This is a genomic window from Stenotrophomonas sp. SrG, assembly GCF_050031795.1.
GTDB lineage: Bacteria > Pseudomonadota > Gammaproteobacteria > Xanthomonadales > Xanthomonadaceae > Stenotrophomonas > Stenotrophomonas rhizophila_A.
On record NZ_JBNBBE010000016.1, the window covers coordinates 61,168 to 80,045 of the forward strand.

General features: G+C 68.5%; 17 protein-coding genes and 1 pseudogene. 13 read left to right on the top strand and 5 right to left on the bottom strand.

All coding sequences use genetic code 11. The annotated features are described in order from the left end of the window. Window positions 1–10 precede the first annotated feature (10 nt). The 13 genes from hisG (at window position 11) to ACQG3P_RS15475 (ending at window position 13,356) form a co-directional block, all read left to right on the top strand. On the top strand, window positions 11–922 hold the full coding sequence (gene hisG / locus ACQG3P_RS15415; RefSeq protein ID WP_093534473.1) for an ATP phosphoribosyltransferase: 912 nt from the start codon (window positions 11–13) through the stop codon (window positions 920–922). After that, window positions 919–2,214 carry a histidinol dehydrogenase gene (gene hisD / locus ACQG3P_RS15420; protein WP_426805554.1) on the top strand — a complete coding sequence of 432 codons (1,296 nt, stop codon included), beginning with the start codon at window positions 919–921 and terminating at the stop codon, window positions 2,212–2,214. The genes hisG and hisD overlap by 4 nt, the downstream gene beginning before the upstream one ends. After that, window positions 2,211–3,299, top strand: a complete 1,089-nt coding sequence (hisC, locus tag ACQG3P_RS15425; RefSeq protein ID WP_426805555.1) for a histidinol-phosphate transaminase — start codon at window positions 2,211–2,213, stop codon at window positions 3,297–3,299. The genes hisD and hisC overlap by 4 nt, the downstream gene beginning before the upstream one ends. Continuing rightward, on the top strand, window positions 3,296–4,369 hold the full coding sequence (gene hisB / locus ACQG3P_RS15430) for a bifunctional histidinol-phosphatase/imidazoleglycerol-phosphate dehydratase HisB (protein ID WP_210132416.1): 1,074 nt from the start codon (window positions 3,296–3,298) through the stop codon (window positions 4,367–4,369). The genes hisC and hisB overlap by 4 nt, the downstream gene beginning before the upstream one ends. Next, entirely contained in the window at window positions 4,366–4,968 is a 603-nt protein-coding gene (hisH, locus tag ACQG3P_RS15435; protein WP_093534481.1) for an imidazole glycerol phosphate synthase subunit HisH, read from the top strand. Before hisB ends, hisH begins: the two co-directional genes overlap by 4 nt. Then, a complete protein-coding gene (gene hisA / locus ACQG3P_RS15440; RefSeq protein ID WP_095363858.1) occupies window positions 4,965–5,699 on the top strand; it encodes a 1-(5-phosphoribosyl)-5-[(5-phosphoribosylamino)methylideneamino]imidazole-4-carboxamide isomerase in 735 nt (244 codons plus the stop codon). The genes hisH and hisA overlap by 4 nt, the downstream gene beginning before the upstream one ends. Then, the gene (gene hisF / locus ACQG3P_RS15445; RefSeq protein ID WP_093534485.1) at window positions 5,693–6,469 is read left to right on the top strand and encodes an imidazole glycerol phosphate synthase subunit HisF; all 777 of its coding nucleotides are present in this window, start codon (window positions 5,693–5,695) and stop codon (window positions 6,467–6,469) included. The genes hisA and hisF overlap by 7 nt, the downstream gene beginning before the upstream one ends. Then, the gene (gene hisIE, locus ACQG3P_RS15450; RefSeq protein WP_093534487.1) at window positions 6,459–7,082 is read left to right on the top strand and encodes a bifunctional phosphoribosyl-AMP cyclohydrolase/phosphoribosyl-ATP diphosphatase HisIE; all 624 of its coding nucleotides are present in this window, start codon (window positions 6,459–6,461) and stop codon (window positions 7,080–7,082) included. Before hisF ends, hisIE begins: the two co-directional genes overlap by 11 nt. A gap of 89 nt (window positions 7,083–7,171) precedes the next feature. After that, on the top strand, window positions 7,172–8,770 hold the full coding sequence (locus tag ACQG3P_RS15455; RefSeq protein WP_426805556.1) for a calcineurin-like phosphoesterase C-terminal domain-containing protein: 1,599 nt from the start codon (window positions 7,172–7,174) through the stop codon (window positions 8,768–8,770). A gap of 125 nt (window positions 8,771–8,895) precedes the next feature. Beyond that, complete coding sequence (locus ACQG3P_RS15460) at window positions 8,896–9,912, top strand: glucokinase (protein WP_426805564.1); 1,017 nt, start codon at window positions 8,896–8,898, stop codon at window positions 9,910–9,912. 50 nt (window positions 9,913–9,962) lie between these two features. Next, window positions 9,963–10,961 carry a N(4)-(beta-N-acetylglucosaminyl)-L-asparaginase gene (locus ACQG3P_RS15465; RefSeq protein ID WP_426805557.1) on the top strand — a complete coding sequence of 333 codons (999 nt, stop codon included), beginning with the start codon at window positions 9,963–9,965 and terminating at the stop codon, window positions 10,959–10,961. A 2-nt stretch (window positions 10,962–10,963) separates the two neighbouring features. Then, window positions 10,964–11,698, top strand: a complete 735-nt coding sequence (locus ACQG3P_RS15470; RefSeq protein ID WP_426805558.1) for a copper homeostasis protein CutC — start codon at window positions 10,964–10,966, stop codon at window positions 11,696–11,698. A gap of 341 nt (window positions 11,699–12,039) precedes the next feature. Further along, entirely contained in the window at window positions 12,040–13,356 is a 1,317-nt protein-coding gene (locus tag ACQG3P_RS15475) for an NCS2 family permease (RefSeq protein ID WP_068849181.1), read from the top strand. 145 nt (window positions 13,357–13,501) lie between these two features. Here the strand turns inward: ACQG3P_RS15475 and pncB are convergent, their stop codons facing one another. The 5 genes and pseudogenes from pncB to ACQG3P_RS15500 form a co-directional block, all read right to left on the bottom strand. Next, the gene (gene pncB, locus ACQG3P_RS15480; RefSeq protein ID WP_426805559.1) at window positions 13,502–14,677 is read right to left on the bottom strand and encodes a nicotinate phosphoribosyltransferase; all 1,176 of its coding nucleotides are present in this window, start codon (window positions 14,675–14,677) and stop codon (window positions 13,502–13,504) included. A 73-nt stretch (window positions 14,678–14,750) separates the two neighbouring features. Then, the gene (locus ACQG3P_RS15485; RefSeq protein ID WP_354277679.1) at window positions 14,751–15,587 is read right to left on the bottom strand and encodes a glycosyltransferase family 2 protein; all 837 of its coding nucleotides are present in this window, start codon (window positions 15,585–15,587) and stop codon (window positions 14,751–14,753) included. After that, window positions 15,584–16,444, bottom strand: a complete 861-nt coding sequence (locus ACQG3P_RS15490) for a glycosyltransferase family 2 protein (protein WP_426805560.1) — start codon at window positions 16,442–16,444, stop codon at window positions 15,584–15,586. The genes ACQG3P_RS15485 and ACQG3P_RS15490 overlap by 4 nt, the downstream gene beginning before the upstream one ends. 43 nt (window positions 16,445–16,487) lie before the next feature. Continuing rightward, window positions 16,488–18,686, bottom strand: coding sequence for a type II secretion system secretin GspD (gspD, locus tag ACQG3P_RS15495; protein WP_426805561.1), 2,199 nt, complete (start codon window positions 18,684–18,686; stop codon window positions 16,488–16,490). A 9-nt stretch (window positions 18,687–18,695) separates the two neighbouring features. Then, a pseudogene (locus tag ACQG3P_RS15500) lies at window positions 18,696–18,878 on the bottom strand (hypothetical protein); the annotation flags it as partial.

The following is an 18,878-nucleotide window of genomic DNA, read 5'->3' on the forward strand; positions in this document are numbered from 1 at the left end:
GACCTCCCCCATGAGTGCAACCCAGACCGCCCCGGCACGTGACCGGCTGCGTATTGCCATCCAGAAGAGCGGGCGCCTGGCCGAACCGGCGCGCAGCCTGTTGACCGCCTGCGGGCTGAGCTGGCGGCAGAGCCGCGACAAGCTGTTCTGCTACGGCGAATCGCTGCCGGTGGACCTGCTGCTGGTGCGCGATGACGACATCCCCGGCCTGATCGCCGACGGCGTCTGCGATTTCGGCATCGTCGGCCGCAATGAACTGGACGAGCAGGGCGCCGCCCGCCGCCGCATCGGCCTGCCCGATGCCTACCAGGCGCTGCGCGGCCTGAACTTCGGCCAGTGCCGGCTGATGCTGGCCGTGCCCGAGGAATGGGACTGGCAGGGCGTGCAGCAGCTGGCCGGCAAGCGCATCGCCACCAGCTACCCCGCGATCCTGGCCGACTGGCTGGCCGAGCGCGGCGTGGATGCCCAGGTGGTGGAGCTGTCCGGTTCGGTGGAGATCGCTCCGCGGCTGGGCACCGCCGACCTGATCTGCGACCTTGTCTCCAGCGGCGCCACTTTGGCCGCCAACCAGCTCAAGCCGGTGGAAACGCTGCTGGAAAGCGAAGCCGTGCTGGCCGGCCCGGTGAAAACCCCCGACGATGCCCGCGCTGGCCTGATGGCCATGCTGCTGCGCCGCCTCGACGGCGTGGTGAAGCTGCAGGACAGCAAGCTGCTGATGTTCCGCGCCGAACTGGACCGCGTGTCTGAACTGGCCCGCCTGTTGCCCGATGCCGACCCGCTGGTGCAGTTGCCCGATGATGGCGGCCACCTGCGTTTGCAGACCATGTGCCACGGCGCATTGACCTGGCAGCGGTTGGAAGAGCTGGAGCGCGCAGGCGCCCAGGGGTTGATGGTATTGAGCGTGGAGCGGTCGCTGGCATGAATCGTCTGCAATGGTCCCAGTTGAGCGACAGCGAACAGGCACAGGCGCTGCAGCGTCCGGTGCAGGCCGTGGCCGCGCGTACCCGCGAATCGGTGGCCGCGCTGATCGCGGCGGTGCGTGATGATGGTGATGCCGCCCTGCGCGAAATCAGCCTGCGTTTCGACGGCGTGGCCCCGGCCTCGTTTGAAGTGAATGATGAGGAGTTCGCCGCCGCCGAGCGTGCGGTACCGGTCGAGCTGCGCCAGGCGATGACCGAGGCCGCCGAGCGCATCCGCCTGTTCCACAAGGCCGGCATGAGCCAGGGCTATGCGGTGGAAACCGCGCCGGGCGTGCGCTGCGAACGCATGGTGCGGCCCATTGGCCGCGTCGGCCTGTACGTGCCGGCGGGCAGCGCGCCGCTGCCGTCCACCGCCTTGATGCTCGGCGTGCCGGCGCAGCTGGCCGGCTGCCGCGAAGTGGTGCTGTGCACCCCGCCGCGCCGCGACGGCAGCGCCGATCCGGCCGTGCTGGTCGCCGCGCGCCTGACCGGCGTGCACCGCGTGTTCAAGCTGGGCGGTGCGCAGGCGATTGCCGCCATGGCCTACGGAACGGCCAGCGTACCTGCCTGCGACAAGCTGTATGGTCCGGGCAACAGCTACGTGACCGAAGCCAAGCAGCAGGTCGCCCAGGATGGCGCGGCGGCGATCGACATGCCGGCCGGCCCTTCCGAAGTCCTGGTGATCGCCGATGCCGGCGCCAACCCCGCCTTCGTTGCCGCCGATCTGCTTTCGCAGGCCGAACACGGCCCCGATTCGCAGGTGCTGTTGCTTACCGATGATGCCGACATGCTGGCCAGGGTCGAGGCGCAGGTGCAGGCACAGCTGGCGCAGCTCTCGCGCGCCGACATCGCCGCGCAGGCACTGCAGTCCTCGCGCCTGATCCTGGTCGATTCGCTGGTACAGGCCTTCCAGATCAGCAACCGCTACGCCCCCGAGCACCTGATCCTGGCGCTGCGCGAACCGCGCGACTGGCTGGCGCAGGTGGAAGCAGCCGGTTCGGTGTTCCTGGGCGATTACACCCCCGAAGCGCTGGGCGATTACTGCAGCGGCACCAACCACGTGCTGCCCACCGCCGGCGCCGCGCGCGCCTACAGCGGGGTGAGCGTTGCCAGCTTCCAGAACATGATCAGCGTGCAGGCCGCCACCGCACACGGCATCGCCGCCATCGGCAACTGCGCGCGCGTGCTGGCGCGTGCCGAAGGGCTGGACGCGCACGAGAACGCGGTGGCACTGCGCATGGAGACGGCCGCATGAGCGCCGGTACCGTGCTCGACCTGGTGCGCAGCGACCTGCGCGCGTTCGCCGGGTATTCCTCGGCACGCAGCAGCGCGCTGGTGGGTGACGTATGGCTCAACGCCAATGAATCGGCCTGGGCCAATCCTGCCGACGCGCAGGGCATCGCCCGCCGCTACCCCGAACCGCAACCCGAAGCGCTGCGCACGCGGCTGGCCGCGCTGTACGGCTGCTCCCCCGACCAGCTGCTGATCGGCCGTGGCAGTGATGAAGCCATCGACCTGCTGGTGCGCGCACTGTGCGAACCCGGCCGCGACGCCGTGCTGGTGACCCCGCCGGTGTTCGGCATGTATGCGGTGTGCGCGCGCCTGCAGAATGCACCGCTGCTGGAAGTGCCGCTGCGGGATGCCGGGGATGCGTTGGAGGCGGATATCGACGCCATCATCGCCGCCGCCCTGGCAGGGAATGCCAAGCTGGTGTTCCTGTGCACGCCGTCGAACCCGGCCGGCAGCACGATCTCGCTGGACGACATCGAACGCGTTGCCCGGGCGCTGCAGGGCAGGGCACTGGTGGTGGTGGATGAGGCCTACGGCGAGTACGCGGAGCAGGCATCGGCGACCAGTCTGCTGGCGCACCGTGACAACGTAGCGGTGCTGCGCACCCTGTCCAAGGCCCACGCCTTGGCCGCCGCCCGGATCGGCAGCCTGATCGCCGCCCCCGCGTTGATCCAGACGCTGCGCCGTTGCCAGGCCCCGTACCCGGTGCCCGCGCCGTGCACTGCGCTGGCCCTGGCCGCGCTGGAACCGGCCGCGCTTGAAGTCACCGCGTCGCGCGTGGCCCAGATCAAGGCCGAACGTGGCCGCCTGGCGGCGGCCCTGCAGCAGGCCCCCGGCGTGGTCCGCGTGTACCCCTCGCAGGGCAATTACCTGCTGGTGCGTTTCAGTGACGCCCAGGCCGCGTTCGACGCGCTGCTCGCCGCTGGCGTGGTGGTGCGCGACCAGCGCGCCGCGCCGCAACTGCACGATGCACTGCGCATCACCGTTGGCAGCCCGGAGGAGAACGACCGCGTGCTCCAGGTACTCAGCGCCCGGAGGGCCGCCGCATGACCCCCATCCTGTTCGTCGACCGCGACGGCACCCTGATCGAAGAGCCCGCCGATTTCCAGATCGACGCCTACGAAAAGATCCGCTTCGTGCGCGATGTGATCCCGGCGATGCTGAAGCTGCGCGATGCCGGCTACCAGTTCGTGATCGTCAGCAACCAGGACGGGCTGGGCAGCGAAGGCTACCCGCAGGCATCCTTCGACGGCCCCAACGACCTGATGCTGCAGATCTTCGCCAGCCAGGGCATCGTGTTCCGTGACGTGTTGATCGATGGCACCTGGCCGCACGACAACGCGCCCACGCGCAAGCCCGGCATCGGCATGATGCTGCCGTACCTGCAGGACCGCAGCATCGACTGGGCGCGCTCGGCCATGGTCGGTGACCGCCCGACCGATATCCAGTTCGCGCAGAACATGAACATCCGTGGCTTCCAGCTGCGCACCGCACAGTTTGGTGGTGAGTGGGACTGGAACGGCATCGCCCATGAACTTGCCGACGCGCCACGCCGCGCCACCGTACAGCGCAACACCAGGGAAACCCGCATCCGGGTCGAGGTCGACCTGGACCGCACCGCCGAACCGCAGACGCACACCGGGCTGCCGTTCTTCGACCACATGCTGGAGCAGATCGGCAAGCACGGCGGTTTTGCATTGAGCGTGCAGGCAGAAGGCGACCTGCACATCGACGAGCACCACACCATCGAAGATACCGGGCTGGCGCTGGGCCAGGCCCTGCGCGAAGCACTGGGCGACAAGCGCGGGATCGGCCGCTACGGCTTCACCCTGCCGATGGACGAAACCCTGGCCAGCGCCGCGCTGGACTTCAGCGGCCGCCCATACTTCGTGTTCGAAGGTGAGTTCAAGCGCGAGCGCGTAGGCGACATGCCGACCGAGCTGGTGCCGCACTTCTTCCGCTCGCTGTGCGATGCCTCGGGCTTGAACCTGCACCTGAGCGTGCGCGGCGACAACGACCACCACAAAGTGGAGGCCTGCTTCAAGGCGCTGGCCCGCGCACTGCGCCAGGCGCTGCCGCGGCAAGGCACGGCGCTGCCCAGCACCAAGGGGGCGCTGTGACCGACGTTGCCCTCATCGATGCCGGCGGCGCCAATCTCGGCTCGGTGCGCTACGCACTGGAGCGACTGGGGGCACGCGTGCAGCTGGTGCGCGATGCGGCGGGCCTGCGCGGCGCATCGCGGGTGATCCTGCCCGGCGTGGGCGCGGCGCCGCACGGCATGGCACGCCTGCATGCGCAAGGCCTGGTGCAGCCGCTGCGTGAGCTGCAGGTGCCACTGCTGGGCATCTGCCTGGGCATGCAGCTGCTGTTCGAACACTCCGAAGAGGGCAACGTGGAATGCCTGGGCCTGCTGCCGGGCGTGGTCCGCCACCTGCACCCGGCCACCGGCATCCGCGTCCCGCACATGGGCTGGAACCGGCTGCTCCCGCTGCGCCAGGCCGCGTTGATGGACGGTGTGGCCGACCGCGCCAGCGCCTACTTCGTGCACAGCTATGCCGCCCCCTTGAACGAACACACCGTGGCCGCCTGCGACCACGGCGGCCTGTTCGCGGCAGTGGTGCAGCGCGGCCGCCACAGTGGCGCGCAGTTCCACCCCGAGCGTTCCGCCGCTACCGGCGCGCGGATCCTGCGCAACTTCCTCGAGAACGAACCCGCATGAGTTTCACCGTCTATCCCGCGTTGGACATCCGTGAGGGGCGCGTGGTGCGCCTGCTGCAGGGCGACTACGCCCAGCAGACCACCTACGGCGACGATCCGCTGCCGCGCGCGAAGGCGTTCGCTGCAGCGGGTGCGAGCTGGATGCACCTGGTCGACCTGGACGCCGCGCGCGCCGGCGGCTACACCTTGGCCCCGCTGCTCAGCGCGATTGCCAGCGAAAGCGGGCTGAAGGTGCAGACTGGTGGCGGCATCCGTCGCCGCGACGACGTGGCGCGGCTGCTGGATGCCGGCGCGGCGCGCGTGGTGGTGGGCTCTGTGTCGGTGCGCGAGCCGGAGACCGTGATCGGCTGGCTGCAGGCGTTTGGCGCCGAGCGCCTGACCATCGCACTGGACGCGCGCCAGGCCGACGACGGCCGCTGGCTGCTGCCGGTCCATGGCTGGACCGAAACCGCCGACGTGACCCTGGACGTGCTGGCCCAGCGTTATGCCCAGGCCGGCATGCGCCACCTGCTGTGCACCGATATCGCCCGCGACGGCATGCTGTCCGGCCCCAACATCGACCTCTACCGTCATCTCTCCAACCTGCTGCCTGGCGTAGCGGTGCAGGCCTCGGGCGGGGTACGCAGTGGCGCAGACGTGGCCGACGCCAAGGCGGTCGGCTGCGGCGGGGCGATCCTGGGCAAAGCGCTGCTGGAAGGCCGCATGACCCTGCAGGAGGCGCTGGCATGTTGAGCCGCCGGCTGATTCCGTGCTTGGACGTGCGAGATGGCCGCGTGGTCAAGGGCGTGCGCTTCCGCGACCACGTGGACATGGGCGACATCGCCGAACTGGCGCTGCGCTACCGCGACCAGGGCGCCGACGAGCTGGTGTTCTACGACATCGGCGCCAGCCCGGAAGGGCGCGCGGTGGACGTGGGCTGGATCGAGCGCATCGCGCGGCTGATCGACATTCCGTTCTGCGTGGCGGGTGGCATCAGCGACGTGGAGACCGCCCGCCGCGTGCTGTATGCCGGCGCGGACAAGATCTCGATCAACTCGCCGGCGCTGGGCCGCCCCGCGCTGATCGAAGAGCTGGCCGATGCTTTCGGCGTGCAGTGCGTGGTGGTCGGCATCGATTCGGTGCGCGAGCCCGATGGCGAGTGGCGCGTGCGCCGCTTCAGCGGCGACCCGGACAAGACCCAGGCGGTGCCGGTGCGGACCCTGGACTGGCTGGTGGAAGCCCAGCGCCGTGGCGCCGGCGAGATCGTGCTCAACTGCATGGACAGCGACGGAGTGCGCCGCGGCTACGACGTGGCCCAGCTACGCCAGGCGCGGGCGCTGTGCAGCGTGCCGCTGATCGCCTCCGGCGGTGCCGGCGACATGCAGCACTTCGCCGATGTGTTCGACCAGGCCGATGTTGACGGTGCGCTGGCCGCCAGCGTGTTCCACAGTGGCGCCATTGCCATTCCCGCGCTCAAGCAGTTCCTGCGCGAGCAGCAGATCGAGGTTCGTGATGTCTATTGAAGTATTGCCCTCCCGTGAGTCGCTGGAACAGCTGGACTGGGCCAAGGGCGATGGGCTGTTGCCCGTGGTGGTGCAGGACGCCGACACGCTCGCGGTGCTGATGCTGGGCTACGCCAACGCCGAATCGCTGGCGCTGACCCTGGAAACCGGGCACATGACCTTCTATAGCCGCAGCAAGCAGCGGCTGTGGACCAAGGGCGAATCGTCCGGCAACGTGCTGGCGGTGGTCGCCGTGCGCGTGGACTGCGACCGCGACACCCTGCTGGTGAGCGCGCGCCCGGCTGGCCCGACCTGCCATACCGGCAGCGAGAGCTGCTTCGCACAGGCGCCCGGCAACTTCCTCGGTCGTCTCGACGCGCTGGTGCGCGAACGCGAACAGCAGCGCCCGGCCAACAGCTACACCACCACCCTGTTCGAGCAGGGTCTGCGCCGGATCGCGCAGAAAGTGGGCGAAGAGGGCGTAGAGACGGCACTGGCTGGCGTGGTGCAGGACGACGGCGCATTGCTTGGCGAATCGGCGGACCTGCTGTTCCACCTCACCGTGCTGCTGCGCGCCCGTGGGCTGTCGCTGCAGGATGCGGTTGGCGTGCTGGTGGCCCGCCACGCCGGATGAGCAGGCGGCATCCCATTTAACGTCGTTGAAACGGGCCACAGGGGATGATGTGCGGCTTTACAATCGCCCACCTCCAACGGAACGCCTCGATGACCCGCACTGCTGCCTGGCTGGCCTGCCTGCTGTTGATGTCCGCACCTGCCTGGGCCAGCGAGGCCACCGTGACCGGCAAGGTCTACCAGGAGCGCGACGGCAAGCCCGGTCGGGGTCCGACCGACCCGGCGCTGGCAGGGGTGCAGGTCTCCAATGGTGAGCAGATCGTGCGCACCGCCGCCGACGGCAGCTACAGCCTGCCGGTCCGCGATGGCCAGACCGTGTTCGTGATCAAGCCCGACGAATTCCGCTTCCCGGCCGCCGCCAACGGCATGCCCAGCTACTGGCGGCACTACGCCCCGCAGGGGTCGCCGCGGCTGAAGTACGACGGCATCGCTGCCACCGGCGGCAATGTGCGCAACTGGGATTTCGCGCTGGAGCCGGTCAAGGACGCCGACGCCGCACGCGCCGGCTTCGAGATGCTGGTATTCACCGATTCGCAGACTGCCAGCCGCCAGGACGTAGGCTATTACCATCGTGCCATCGTCGAACCGATCATCGGCAAGCATCCGGCGCGGCTGGGCACCACGCTGGGCGACATCGTCAACGACGATCTGTCGCTGTACCCGCAGATCAACAAGGCCACCGCACAGCTGCAGGTGCCGTGGTTCCATGTGCCGGGCAACCACGACCTGGACATGGATGCCGGCGATGACCGCCATTCGCTGGACAGCTGGCGCGCGGTCTATGGCCCGGACACCTACGCGGTGGAGGAGGGCGGCGCCAGCTTCGTGTTCCTGGATGACGTGGTGTATGACCCGGCTGCGAAGCCGAAGTACGTCGGCGGCCTGCGCCCGGACCAGTTCACCTTCCTGGCCAACTACCTCAAGAGCGTGCCGCGTGACCGCCTGCTGGTGCTGGGCATGCACATTCCGCTGTTCGATGCCGCGCCGGGCCGCGAGACCTTCCGCCACGCCGACCGCGCGCGCCTGTTCGCCCTGCTCAAGGATTTCCCGAACGTGCTGGTCCTCAGTGGGCACAGCCACACCCAGCAGCACTACTACCACGGTGCGGCCGAAGGCTGGCAGGGCAGCAAGCCGCTGCATGAGTACAACGTGGGCGCGGCCTGCGGTGCGTTCTGGTCAGGCGTGAAAGACAGCAGCGGCATTCCAGATGCCACCATGAGCGACGGCACCCCGAATGGGTACGCAGTGCTCTCGGTGAAGCCCGGTGGCGAGTACGGCCTGCGCTATTACGTGGCGCGCGCGCCGGATGATTACCAGATCGCCCTGCACGCGCCCAAGGTGCTGCGCAAGGGCGCATACCCGGCCTGGGGCGTGTACGCCAACGTGTTCATGGGCCAGGCCGACACGCTCGTGGAGTATCGCGTCGACGATGGCGCGTGGCAGAGCATGAAGCGGGTGGAGCAGCCGGACCCCCGCCTGGTGGTCGAGAACGTCGCCGACGACACCGCCGAACGCCTGCGCGGTTTCGACCGCTCGCCCGAAGCCACGCCCTCGCCGCACCTCTGGCGCGGCGCGCTGCCGACGGATCTGGCCGCTGGCGCCCACAAAGTGGACGTTCGCGCCGTCCACGCCGACGGCCCCACGGCAACGGCCAGCACCACCTACCGCCTGCAGGTAGCCAACCCGTAACGGTCCAGCACGCACACCGCAATACGCCCAGGTATGGCAAACCCCGGCTTTGCAAAGCCAACACGATCACTGAAAATCCCGGCAATGACATCGAATCCACCCAAGGCCTGCGCGTGAGCGTTGCAATACCGTTCCCGGACGCGCATCCGGTCCACCCGCGCCCGGGTTCCCAAGGCGACACGTTGATCGTCGCCGATGTCGGCGGTACCTACGCACGCCTCGCCCTGGCCGACGTGGTGCCCGGCCAGGCGCCGCGCATCCGCAACCTGCGTCGTTTTGCCTGCGCCGAGTTCCCCAGCCTGGCGGCCATCCTCGCCGCGTTCCGTGCCTCGCAGCACCTGGCGCCGGCCGCCGCGGTGGTCGCCATTGCCGGGTTGCTGGAAGGCGACCACCTGGTCAACACCAACCTGCCGTGGCCGGTCTCGGTGGCGGACACGCGCCGGGACGCAGGGCTCGCCACGCTGGAACTGATCAACGATTTCGAAGCCGTTGCCTATGCGATTCCGCACGTGGCAGCGGAAACCCTGGTGTCGTTGAACGGCGAGCCAGCCGACGGCAACCGCTGGCCCGCCCTGGTGCTGGGCCCGGGCACGGGGCTGGGCGGCGCACTGCGCTTCGAGGCCGGTGCACGCGCGGTGCTGGCCAGCGAAGCCGGGCATGCCGCGCTCGGCGCCGGCACCGCACTGGAACTGCAGGTGCTGCAGAAGATGCTGGCGCGCTGGGACCACGTGGACAACGAACGCATCCTGTCCGGCAGCGGCCTGATGAACCTGTATCCCTGCCTGTGCGGCATTCGTGGGGTGGAACCGCAGTGGACCACGCCGGAAGCCCTGATCGCCGCCGCGCACGCGGGCGACGACGCGCTGGCGGTCGAGACGATGGAGGTGTTCTGCGGTTGGCTGGGCAGCCTGGCCGGGGACCTGGCGGTGATCTTCGGGGCGCGCTCGGTGTACCTGGCCGGCGGCATCTCCAGCCACGTGGCCCGTTTCCTCGACGATGGCCACTTCCGCACCCGTTTCCTGGCCAAGGGCGTGATGCGCCGGGTGCTGGAGCAGGTGCCGGTGTGGCGGGTGGAACATGGCGAGCTGGGCGTGGTGGGCGCGGCCGTATGGCACGCCGAACATCGCTGCGCGGCCGCATAAGCATTTTCCCGGCCCTCCCGGGCTGGTTCACGGCGTTGGGAGAGCAACCAGTGACAGATCGTAGACAGTTCCTACAGGCCGGTGCATTGGCCGCAGGCGTGATGGCGTTTCCGCGCGTGCAGGCCCAGGCCAGCGGGCGCGCGCGGGTGGTGTCCACCTGGGATTTCGGCGTAGGCGCCAACCAGGCCGCGTGGAAGGTGTTGTCCACCGGCGGCAGTGCGTTGGATGCGGTGGAAACCGGAGCGCGCTGGGCGGAAAGCGAACTGTGCAATCCGACGGTGGGGCGCTGCGGCAACCCGGACCGCGACGGGGTGCTGAGCCTGGATGCCAGCATCATGGCCGGCGACGGCCGCTGTGGTTCGGTGGCGGCGCTGAGCGAGATCCTGCACCCGGTATCGGTTGCCCGCAAAGTGATGGAACACACCCCGCACGTGATGCTGGTAGGCGAGGGTGCCCAGCAGTTCGCGGTGCAGCAGGGCTTCAAGCGCGAAAAACTGCTCACTCCGGCTGCGGAAAAAGCCTGGCGGGAGTGGTTGAAGACCGCGCAGTACACCCCCGAGATCAACGCCGAACGGCGCACGCGGCCAGGCGACAGCAGCAACCACGACACGCTTGGCATCCTCGCCATGGACATACAGGGCCAGCTGGCCGGCGCCTGCACCACCAGCGGCATGGCGTGGAAGCTGCATGGTCGGGTGGGTGACAGCCCGATCATCGGTGCCGGCCTGTACGTGGACAACGAGGTAGGCGCGGCCACCGCGTCGGGCGTAGGCGAGGAAATGATCCGCAACGCAGCGTCGTTCCTGGTGGTGGAACTGATGCGCCAGGGCCGCTCTCCTGCAGAAGCCTGTCGCGAAGCGATCGCACGGGTGGTGCGCAAGCGCCCCGAAGCCAGCAGGACGCTGCAGGTCTGTTTCCTGGCCATGGACCGCAATGGCGAGGTCGGCGCGTACGCGCTGCATCGCGGTTTCGTCTACGCGGTATGCGACAAGGACCGCCAGGACGACCTGCGCGATTCGGCCTCGGTATACACCAGCGAGCAGACCTGAGCATGCAGCGGCGCACCCTCGAGATCGCCTCGAACTCCGTTGCATCGGCCCTGGCGGCGCAGCAGGGCGGTGCCGACCGCATCGAACTGTTCGACAACCTGGCCGAGGGCGGCACCACGCCGTCCCACGGCAGCATCGCGGTGGCGAGGGATCGGTTACGGATTCCGCTGTTCGTGCTGATCCGCCCGCGCCCGGGCGACTTCCGTTACGACGCCCTGGAAACCGACATCATGCTGCGCGATATCGCACAGTGCCGGCAGTTGGGGTGCGACGGGGTGGTGATCGGCGCACTGGATGCCGACGGCAACATCGACGCCGCGCTGTGCCGCGAACTGGTCGCCGCCGCGGGGCCGCTGGGCGTCACCTTCCACCGGGCGTTCGACGCTGCGCGTGACCTGCCGACCGCGTTGGAGCAGGTGATCGCGCTGGGCTGCCAGCGGGTGCTGAGTTCCGGTGGCCAGGCCAGCGCGGAAGCGGGCAGCGACATGCTGGCCAGGCTGGTCGCACAAGCGGGTGAGCGCCTTTGCGTGATGGCCGGCGCGGGTATTGGTCCGGGCAACGTCGCGGACATTGCCACGGCTACCGGATGCCGTGAACTGCACGCGTCTGCAAAGGCGGTCCGCGTCTCCGGGATGCGTTATCGCAATGCTGACCTGCGCGGGCTGGACAACGACTGGACGCAGACGGATGCCAACACCGTGGCTGGGTTGCGCGCTGCGCTGGACGGGCTTTCTTAGAGCAACGGCAACGGCAACGGCAGCGTTTCCAGTCCTACGGGCCGGGAGGCAGTCGGGCAGCCCCTTACGGGACACGCCGTAAACCCATCCTTGGGGGCTTGGCAAAAACATCCATGTTTTTGACAGTCCCTACAGGGGCTGCCCGCCGGCCTCCCTCGAAGATTGGTCGCGTGCGGACAGGAAGAGCAGATACGCATGGCGTGTCCCTACGCAGCACGCATGGAAATGATCGAAACGGCATTTGATTTTCCATGGCCACCGACCGTATCCGGGAGGGCCGCATCAAACGAAGGCCTTTGACTTCGCTTGTGATCCAACCAAAAGAGACATGGACCCCCGCCATGAAGCTGCTTGAAAACCTGTTCCAGCTCAAACAGCACGGCACCACCGTGCGGACCGAACTGCTGGCCGGGCTGACTACGTTCCTGACGATGTCCTACATCGTCTTCGTCAATCCCGACATCCTGTCCACCACCGGCATGGACCCGGGCGCCGTGTTCGTCGCCACCTGCCTGGCCGCCGCGCTGGGCTCGCTGGTGATGGCGTTCGCCGCGAACTTCCCGGTGGGCATGGCGCCGGGCATGGGCTTGAATGCGTTCTTCGCCTTCACCGTGGTCGGTGCCGCCGGCCTGCCCTGGCAGCAGGCATTGGCCGCCGTGTTCATCTCCGGCCTGGTGTTCCTGGCGCTGTCGCTGACCGGCGTGCGCGCCTGGCTGGTGGCCGGTATTCCCGCCTCGCTGCGCGCCTCCATCGTCGCCGGCATCGGCCTGTTCCTGGCCATCATCGCCCTGCAGAAGTCCGGCGTGATCATCGCCAACCCCGACACCCTGGTTGCGCTCGGCCCACTCAACACCGCCCCGCCGCTGCTGGCCCTGGCCGGCTTCCTGCTGATCGCCATCCTCGAAGCACGTCGCGTGCGCGGTGCCATCCTGATCGGCATTCTTGCCGTCACCGGCGCCGCCTGGCTGCTGGGCGCCGTGCAGTACCAGGGTGTCATCTCGCTGCCGCCCAGCCTGGCGCCCACCTTCCTGCAGCTCGACCTGCCGGGCCTGCTGCACCACGACGGCGGCGCGCCCATTGCCGTGCTGCTGCAGGTGGTGCTGGTGTTCGTGCTGGTTGAAGTGTTTGATGCCACCGGCACCCTGTATGGCGTGGTCGGCCGTGCCGGCCTGCTCAAGCTGCCGGGCGCGCAGAAGCGCTTTGGGCGTGCGCTGCTGGCCGACAGCACCGCCATCGTGGCCGGCTCGCTGCTGGGTACCAGCAGCACCACCGCCTTTGCCGAAAGCGCCTCCGGCGTGCAGGCCGGTGGCCGCACCGGCCTCACCGCGCTGGTGGTGGCCGCGCTGTTCCTGGCCGCGCTGCTGTTCTCGCCGCTGGCCGGCATGGTGCCCGGCTATGCCACCGCACCGGCGCTGCTGTTCGTGGCCGGGCTGATGCTGCGCGAACTGGTGGATGTGGACTGGAACGACCTCACCGAGTCCGTGCCCGCCGCGCTGTGCGCGCTGGCGATGCCGTTTACCTATTCGATCGCCAACGGGTTGGCGTTCGGCTTCATCGCCTATGCCGTGTTGAAGGCCGGTACCGGGCGCTGGCGCGACGTGCATCCGGCGGTGTGGCTGGTGGCTGGGTTGTTCGTTCTGCGCTACGCGCTGGAATGATACAGAGCGTCACGACCAACGGTCGTGACCTACCGGTGGTGGGACGAGAGCGTCACGACCAACGGTCGTGACCTACCGGTGGTTGGACGGGGAGGTTACGACCGGTGTCTGGTCGGTAGGTCACGACCGTTGGTCGTGACCCGCCTCATGCCGGCGGCAGCTCGAATACCTGGCGCAGGTAGGCGAGGTAGCCCGGGTCGTCGCACATGCTCTTGCCCGGCGAATCGCTGAGCTTGGCCACCGGCTGGCCGTTGCAGCGGACCATCTTGATCACGATGTTGAGCGGGGTCGGGCCCAGGTCGTTGGTGAGGTGGGTGCCCACCCCGAACGCAACCTGACAGCGGCCACGGAAGTAATCGAACAGGCGCATCACCTTTTCGATGTTGAGCCCGTCACTGAACACCAGCACCTTGCTGCGCGGGTCCACGCGGCGCTCCTTGAAGTGCGCCAGCATCCGGTCGCCCCAGCTGAAGGGGTCGCCCGAATCATGGCGCACGCCATCGAACAGCTTGCAGAAGTACATGTCGAAATCGCGCAGGAACGCGTCCAGCCCGACCACGTCCGACAGCGCGATGCCCAGGTCGCCGCGATACTCGCGCGCCCACGATTCCAGTGCCGCCACCTGCGAATCGCGCAGGCGCGGACCCAGCGCCTGGAACGCCTGCAGGTACTCATGGGCCATGGTGCCGTGCGGGGTCATGCCGTACAGCCGCGCGAAATGCACGTTGCTGGTGCCCACGAACTGGTCGCCCAGCGCATCGCGCATCATCGGCAGCATGCGTGCGTGCCAGTCGCGCGAATAGCGGCGGCGGCTGCCGTAGTCGGCAATGCGGCACAGCTCGAAGCCCGGTGTATCGCGCAGCAGCGCGGTCTTGGCGTGCAGGCGACGCTCGCCTTCGGCGAAGTCCGGCGTGCTGGTGTTGCGGAACCAGACCTCGTTGATGATCGCCAGCAGCGGCACTTCGAACAGGATCGTGTGCAGCCACGGCCCGGTGATGTCCAGCTCGATCTCGCCCGGTACGGCCTGCGACGGGCGCAGGTCGATGTACTTGCGGTCCAGATGGAACAGGCCGAGGAAGTCGGCGAAGTCCGGCTTCACGAAGCGCAGCCCGCGCATGTAGTCCAGCTCTTCGGGGCTGAAGCGCAGGCTGCACAGATGATCGATCTCGGCGTTGATCTGGTCGATGAACGCCGCCAGGTCGATGCCCGGCGTGCGGCACTTGAACCGGTACTGGACCTGCGCGCCGGGGTGCTGGTGCAGCACCGCCTGCATCATGGTGAATTTGTACAGGTCGGTGTCGAGCAGGGACTGGATGATCATGCCCGGATTATGCGCCTGCGAGCATGTACCGACCAACGGTCGGTACCTACCGGGCTGCGCCATCCGCCGCCTTTCAGCGCCGGCGCAACAACCGTGGGACCTGAGCCGCGGCGTGCGCCCAGATCGCGCCCCAGACGGCGGCCTGCACCAGCAGGTTGCGCCGCGGCGCCTCGAACCGGCGGAAGTAACGCCACAGACCGCGATGCTTGTGCCATTCCACGAAGAACGGCCGCGAACGGCTCGACACGCCGCGCACATGCACCACCTGCAGGTCATTGGCGATGGCCACCACCGCCCCGGCTTCGCGGGCGCGCCGGCACAGGTCAAGGTCTTCGGCATGCAGGCGGTAGCCGGCATCCCAGCCGCCGATGCGGTCGAACAGCGCGCGCGGCATCAACAGCAGCGCTCCGGACAGCGCCGGCACCGTCTGCAGCACCTGCGTCGGGTCAGCCGGGATGGCAAGCTTTGCGCCCTGCCCCGGGTGGCGCAGCATGGCGCCGAAATCGGGATCGCGGCGGCGCACCGCCGCATCGGGCTGGCCCTGCTCGTCCACCTGCTCCACGCCCAGCACGCAATCGCCCAGGGCTTCTCCGCGCTGACGCAGCTGCGCCAGCGTACCGGCCTGGACCATCAGGTCCGGGTTGATGAAGGCCAACCACGGCGCCCGGCTGTCGGCCACGCCCTGGTTGTTGGCGGCAGCAAAGCCCGGGTTGTCGGGGTTGGCGATGAAGTGCAGGCGCGGGTCGGCAGTTGCATGGCGCTGCACGATGTCCAGCGTGCCATCGTCGGAATTGTTGTCGACCACGCGGATCTCGGCGACCTCGTCGGCCGCGCGCAACCGCGTCAGGCATTGGTCCAGCGTGCTGGCACTCTGGTAGCTGACGATGATGACGGCAATGCAGGGATTCAAGCAGGCGGCTCCGGAGCGGTTGCGGCGGGCGGTCCGAACAGATCGCCCTGCGACCGGGGCATTATCGCCTGCTGGTGCAGGCGCTGCAGGTCCTGCCTGACCTGCAGCAGCGGGTCACCCATCAGGAACCCGGCCAGCCGCGGCTGCCAGGTCGGCCAGCGCGTGCCCAGTGCTTCCAGGTCACCGTCGTGCGCCCGTGCTTCACCGTCGCGCGCGACATAGGCATTGGCACACAGCGCGTTGCGCCAGCCCAGGCCGGCCATGCGCAGGCTCAGGTCGATCAACGCCGCGTTCCAGGAACCATAGCTGTGCATGTCCAGGCCGCCGGCCTTGCGCCGCGCGTTGGCCCGCAGCAGGACCGCGTGGGTCACCGCCGAAGGCAGTTCCGGGTCGAGGGTCGGCAGTGCGGCGCAGGCATGCGCCATCGCCTCCAGATCGTCCGGCACCGGGTTGATCTCGCCCAGCCGGGGCCAGGCCGCGGTTTCGCCGGCATTGCACCAGGGCGTGGCTGAACCGATCGAGGCATCGCGCGCGAAACAGGCATCCAGCTGCTGCAGCCAGCCCGGCGCCGGTACCGCATCGGGCGCCAGCACCACCACCTCACTGCCTTCGCAGGCGCGCAGCATTTCATCCAGGTGCGCTACTTCGCCGATCGCACGCGCGCGTCGGGTGTACTCGGCGCGCAGCGGGGTGCTTTCCAGCCAGTGCGCGATCACCGCCTGCGCACGCGGCCCGGCCTGGCCATCGTCGGCCAGCCACACTGGCGTCTGCGCCGGCGTGCCGGCATCCAGCGCCGCCAGGCAGCGGTCCAGCGCGCTGTCATCGACCCCGATCGGCAGCAACACGATCGTTCCCATCCGTCCCCCTGTGTGCGGCGTCGTGACCGCAGCGTAGCAGGACTCAGCGCTTGGGGCGGGACGGGAACGGTTCCATGGCGCGGAAGCGGTTGCTGTATTCGTCGGTCAGGTTCCGCGACTCCTGCGCGTTGCGCACGATGGTCGGGGTCAGCAGCACGATCACCTCGGAGCGGTCGGTGTTCTGGGTCTTCCTGCCGAACAGCGCGCCGAGCACCGGGATCCGGCTCAGGCCCGGCACGCCGTTGGCGCCGTTCTCGTCCGAATTGGTGATCAGGCCGGCCAGCATGATGGTGTCCCCGCTCTGCACCGCCGCCTCGGTCGAGATCTTGCGGGTGTTGATCGGCGGGTTGCAGGTGGTGCGGGTGGCGTCGCAGCCGGATGGGATGGCGCCGGCCGAGCTCACTTCCTGCACGATGTCCAGGAACACCACGCCATCGCGGGTGATGCGCGGCCGCACCTTCAGGATCACGCCGGTGTCCAGGTACTGCACCTGGCTGTAGGTGTTGTCGCCGCCCACGCCGGTGTTGACCGACACCGAGTTGATCGGGATCTGCGTGCCTACATTGAGAGTGGCTTCGGCGTTGTTGCGCACGAAGATCGACGGGGTCTGCAGCAGGCGCAGGTTGCTCACCTTGTCCAGTGCGGTCACTACCGCGGCGGCGTTCTTGCCCAGGAAGGTCCAACCCAGGCCGCCCTCGCCTACCCGCCCGGAAATGCTGCCCCAGATCGAGCGGCCCAGTGCGCTGGGCAGGTCGATGCCGCTTTCGGTCTTGCCGGTCGCCACCGCCTGTTCGAAGAACCAGTTCACGCCATAGGCGAGGTCGCCGGTGAGCGAGACCTCGGCGACCTGTGCTTCGATGTGCACCTGCATCGGCATCACATCGAGCTTTTCGATGACTTCACGGATCGAACGCCACGCCTGCGGGGTGGACCGCACCAGCAGCGTGTTGGTTTCCTCCACCGCCGACACGCCGACCGAATCGCCCTGGATTTCCAGGTTGAAACTGGCGTTGCCCGGCTGCCGCTGCGGCAGGTTCATGGTGCCGTCGCCCATGCCGCCGGTGCGGGTGGTGCCGCTGTTGCCGGTGCTGCTGAGGCTGTTGCCATTGGTGCCGTCGCGGCTGCCCAGCTCCTGCACGTTGGCGCCGGGCGCCAGTGAGCTGCTGCCGCCACGGCCCCCGCGGCTGTTCTCACTGGCGAAGGCTTCGGCCAGGCGCTCGGCCAGGTCCTTGGCTTTGACGTAGCGCAGTTCGTAGGAGAACAGCCGGGCGCTGCCGCCGGCAGTATCGATGCGTTCCAGCCACTGCTGGATCTGGTCCAGGTAACGCGCCTGCGGGGTGATCACCAGTACGGCATTGGCGTTCTCCAGCGGCAGGAAGCGGAACATGCCGGCGCTGGGAGTCTTGCTCTCTTCGCCGAACACTTTCTCCAGGTCCGCCGCGACCTGCTCGGCCTTGCCGGTCTGGATCGGGAACACGCCCACGGACATGCCCGACAGCCAGTCCACATCGAATATCTCGACCGTGCGCAGGTAGTTTTCCAGTTCGCTGCGGGTACCGCCCAGGGTGATCACGTTGCGGCCGCTGTCGACGTTGACGATCGCGTTCGGCCGCGCGTACGGCTCGAGCACCTTCTTCATTTCGGTGGCGGAGATGTACTGCAGCGGGATGACGCGCACTTCGAAACCGCGCGCGTTGGCCGCCGGCGCGGTGCTTGGTGCGACGGTGCCGGCCAATGCCTGGTCGGCGGCCACGATGTTGTAACGGCCGCCGCTGTAGACCATGCGCGCGTTGTTCCAGCCCAGCACCATCTCCAGCAGGTTCAGCGCCTGCGCCGAGGACACCGGCTTGGGCGTGGCCAGGGTTACCGTGCCCTGCACGCCGGGCGCGATCACGTAGTTCTGGCCGAGCATGTCGCCCAGGATCGCCTTGACCACCGCGTGCACCGATTCGCCTTCAAAATTGAAGGTGGCGGTACCGGTGCTGGCCTGCGACAACGCCGGCGACGGCGCGGCGGCGGCACTGCGGTTGATCATGGTGCCGCTGCCGCGGCGGATCACCGGCTGCGGTGCGCCGGCGGCGTTCAGCGGCTGCGCGTCCACGCCATCGTGCGAACCGTCACCGGCCACCACCTGGTGCTTGCCATCAAGGACCGCGTCGCGGCGCACTTCGGGACCGGGCACGGAGGCGCAGCCTGCAAGCAGGGCCACGGCGAACGACAGGGAGAAAAGACGCAATGTCATGCTTTCACTCTATTTGGTTTGGCCGGAGCCGCCCGCGGGCGGCTGCTGCGACTGTTGCTGCTGCAATTGCTGGCGACGCGCCTGGATGCGGGCGCGGATGGCTTGCATCTGTTCTTCGCTCGGGCCCTGCGTGGCCGGCTTCTGCGCTGCGGCAGCGGCCGCATTCGCCGCTGCATTGGCGGCGGCTTCCGA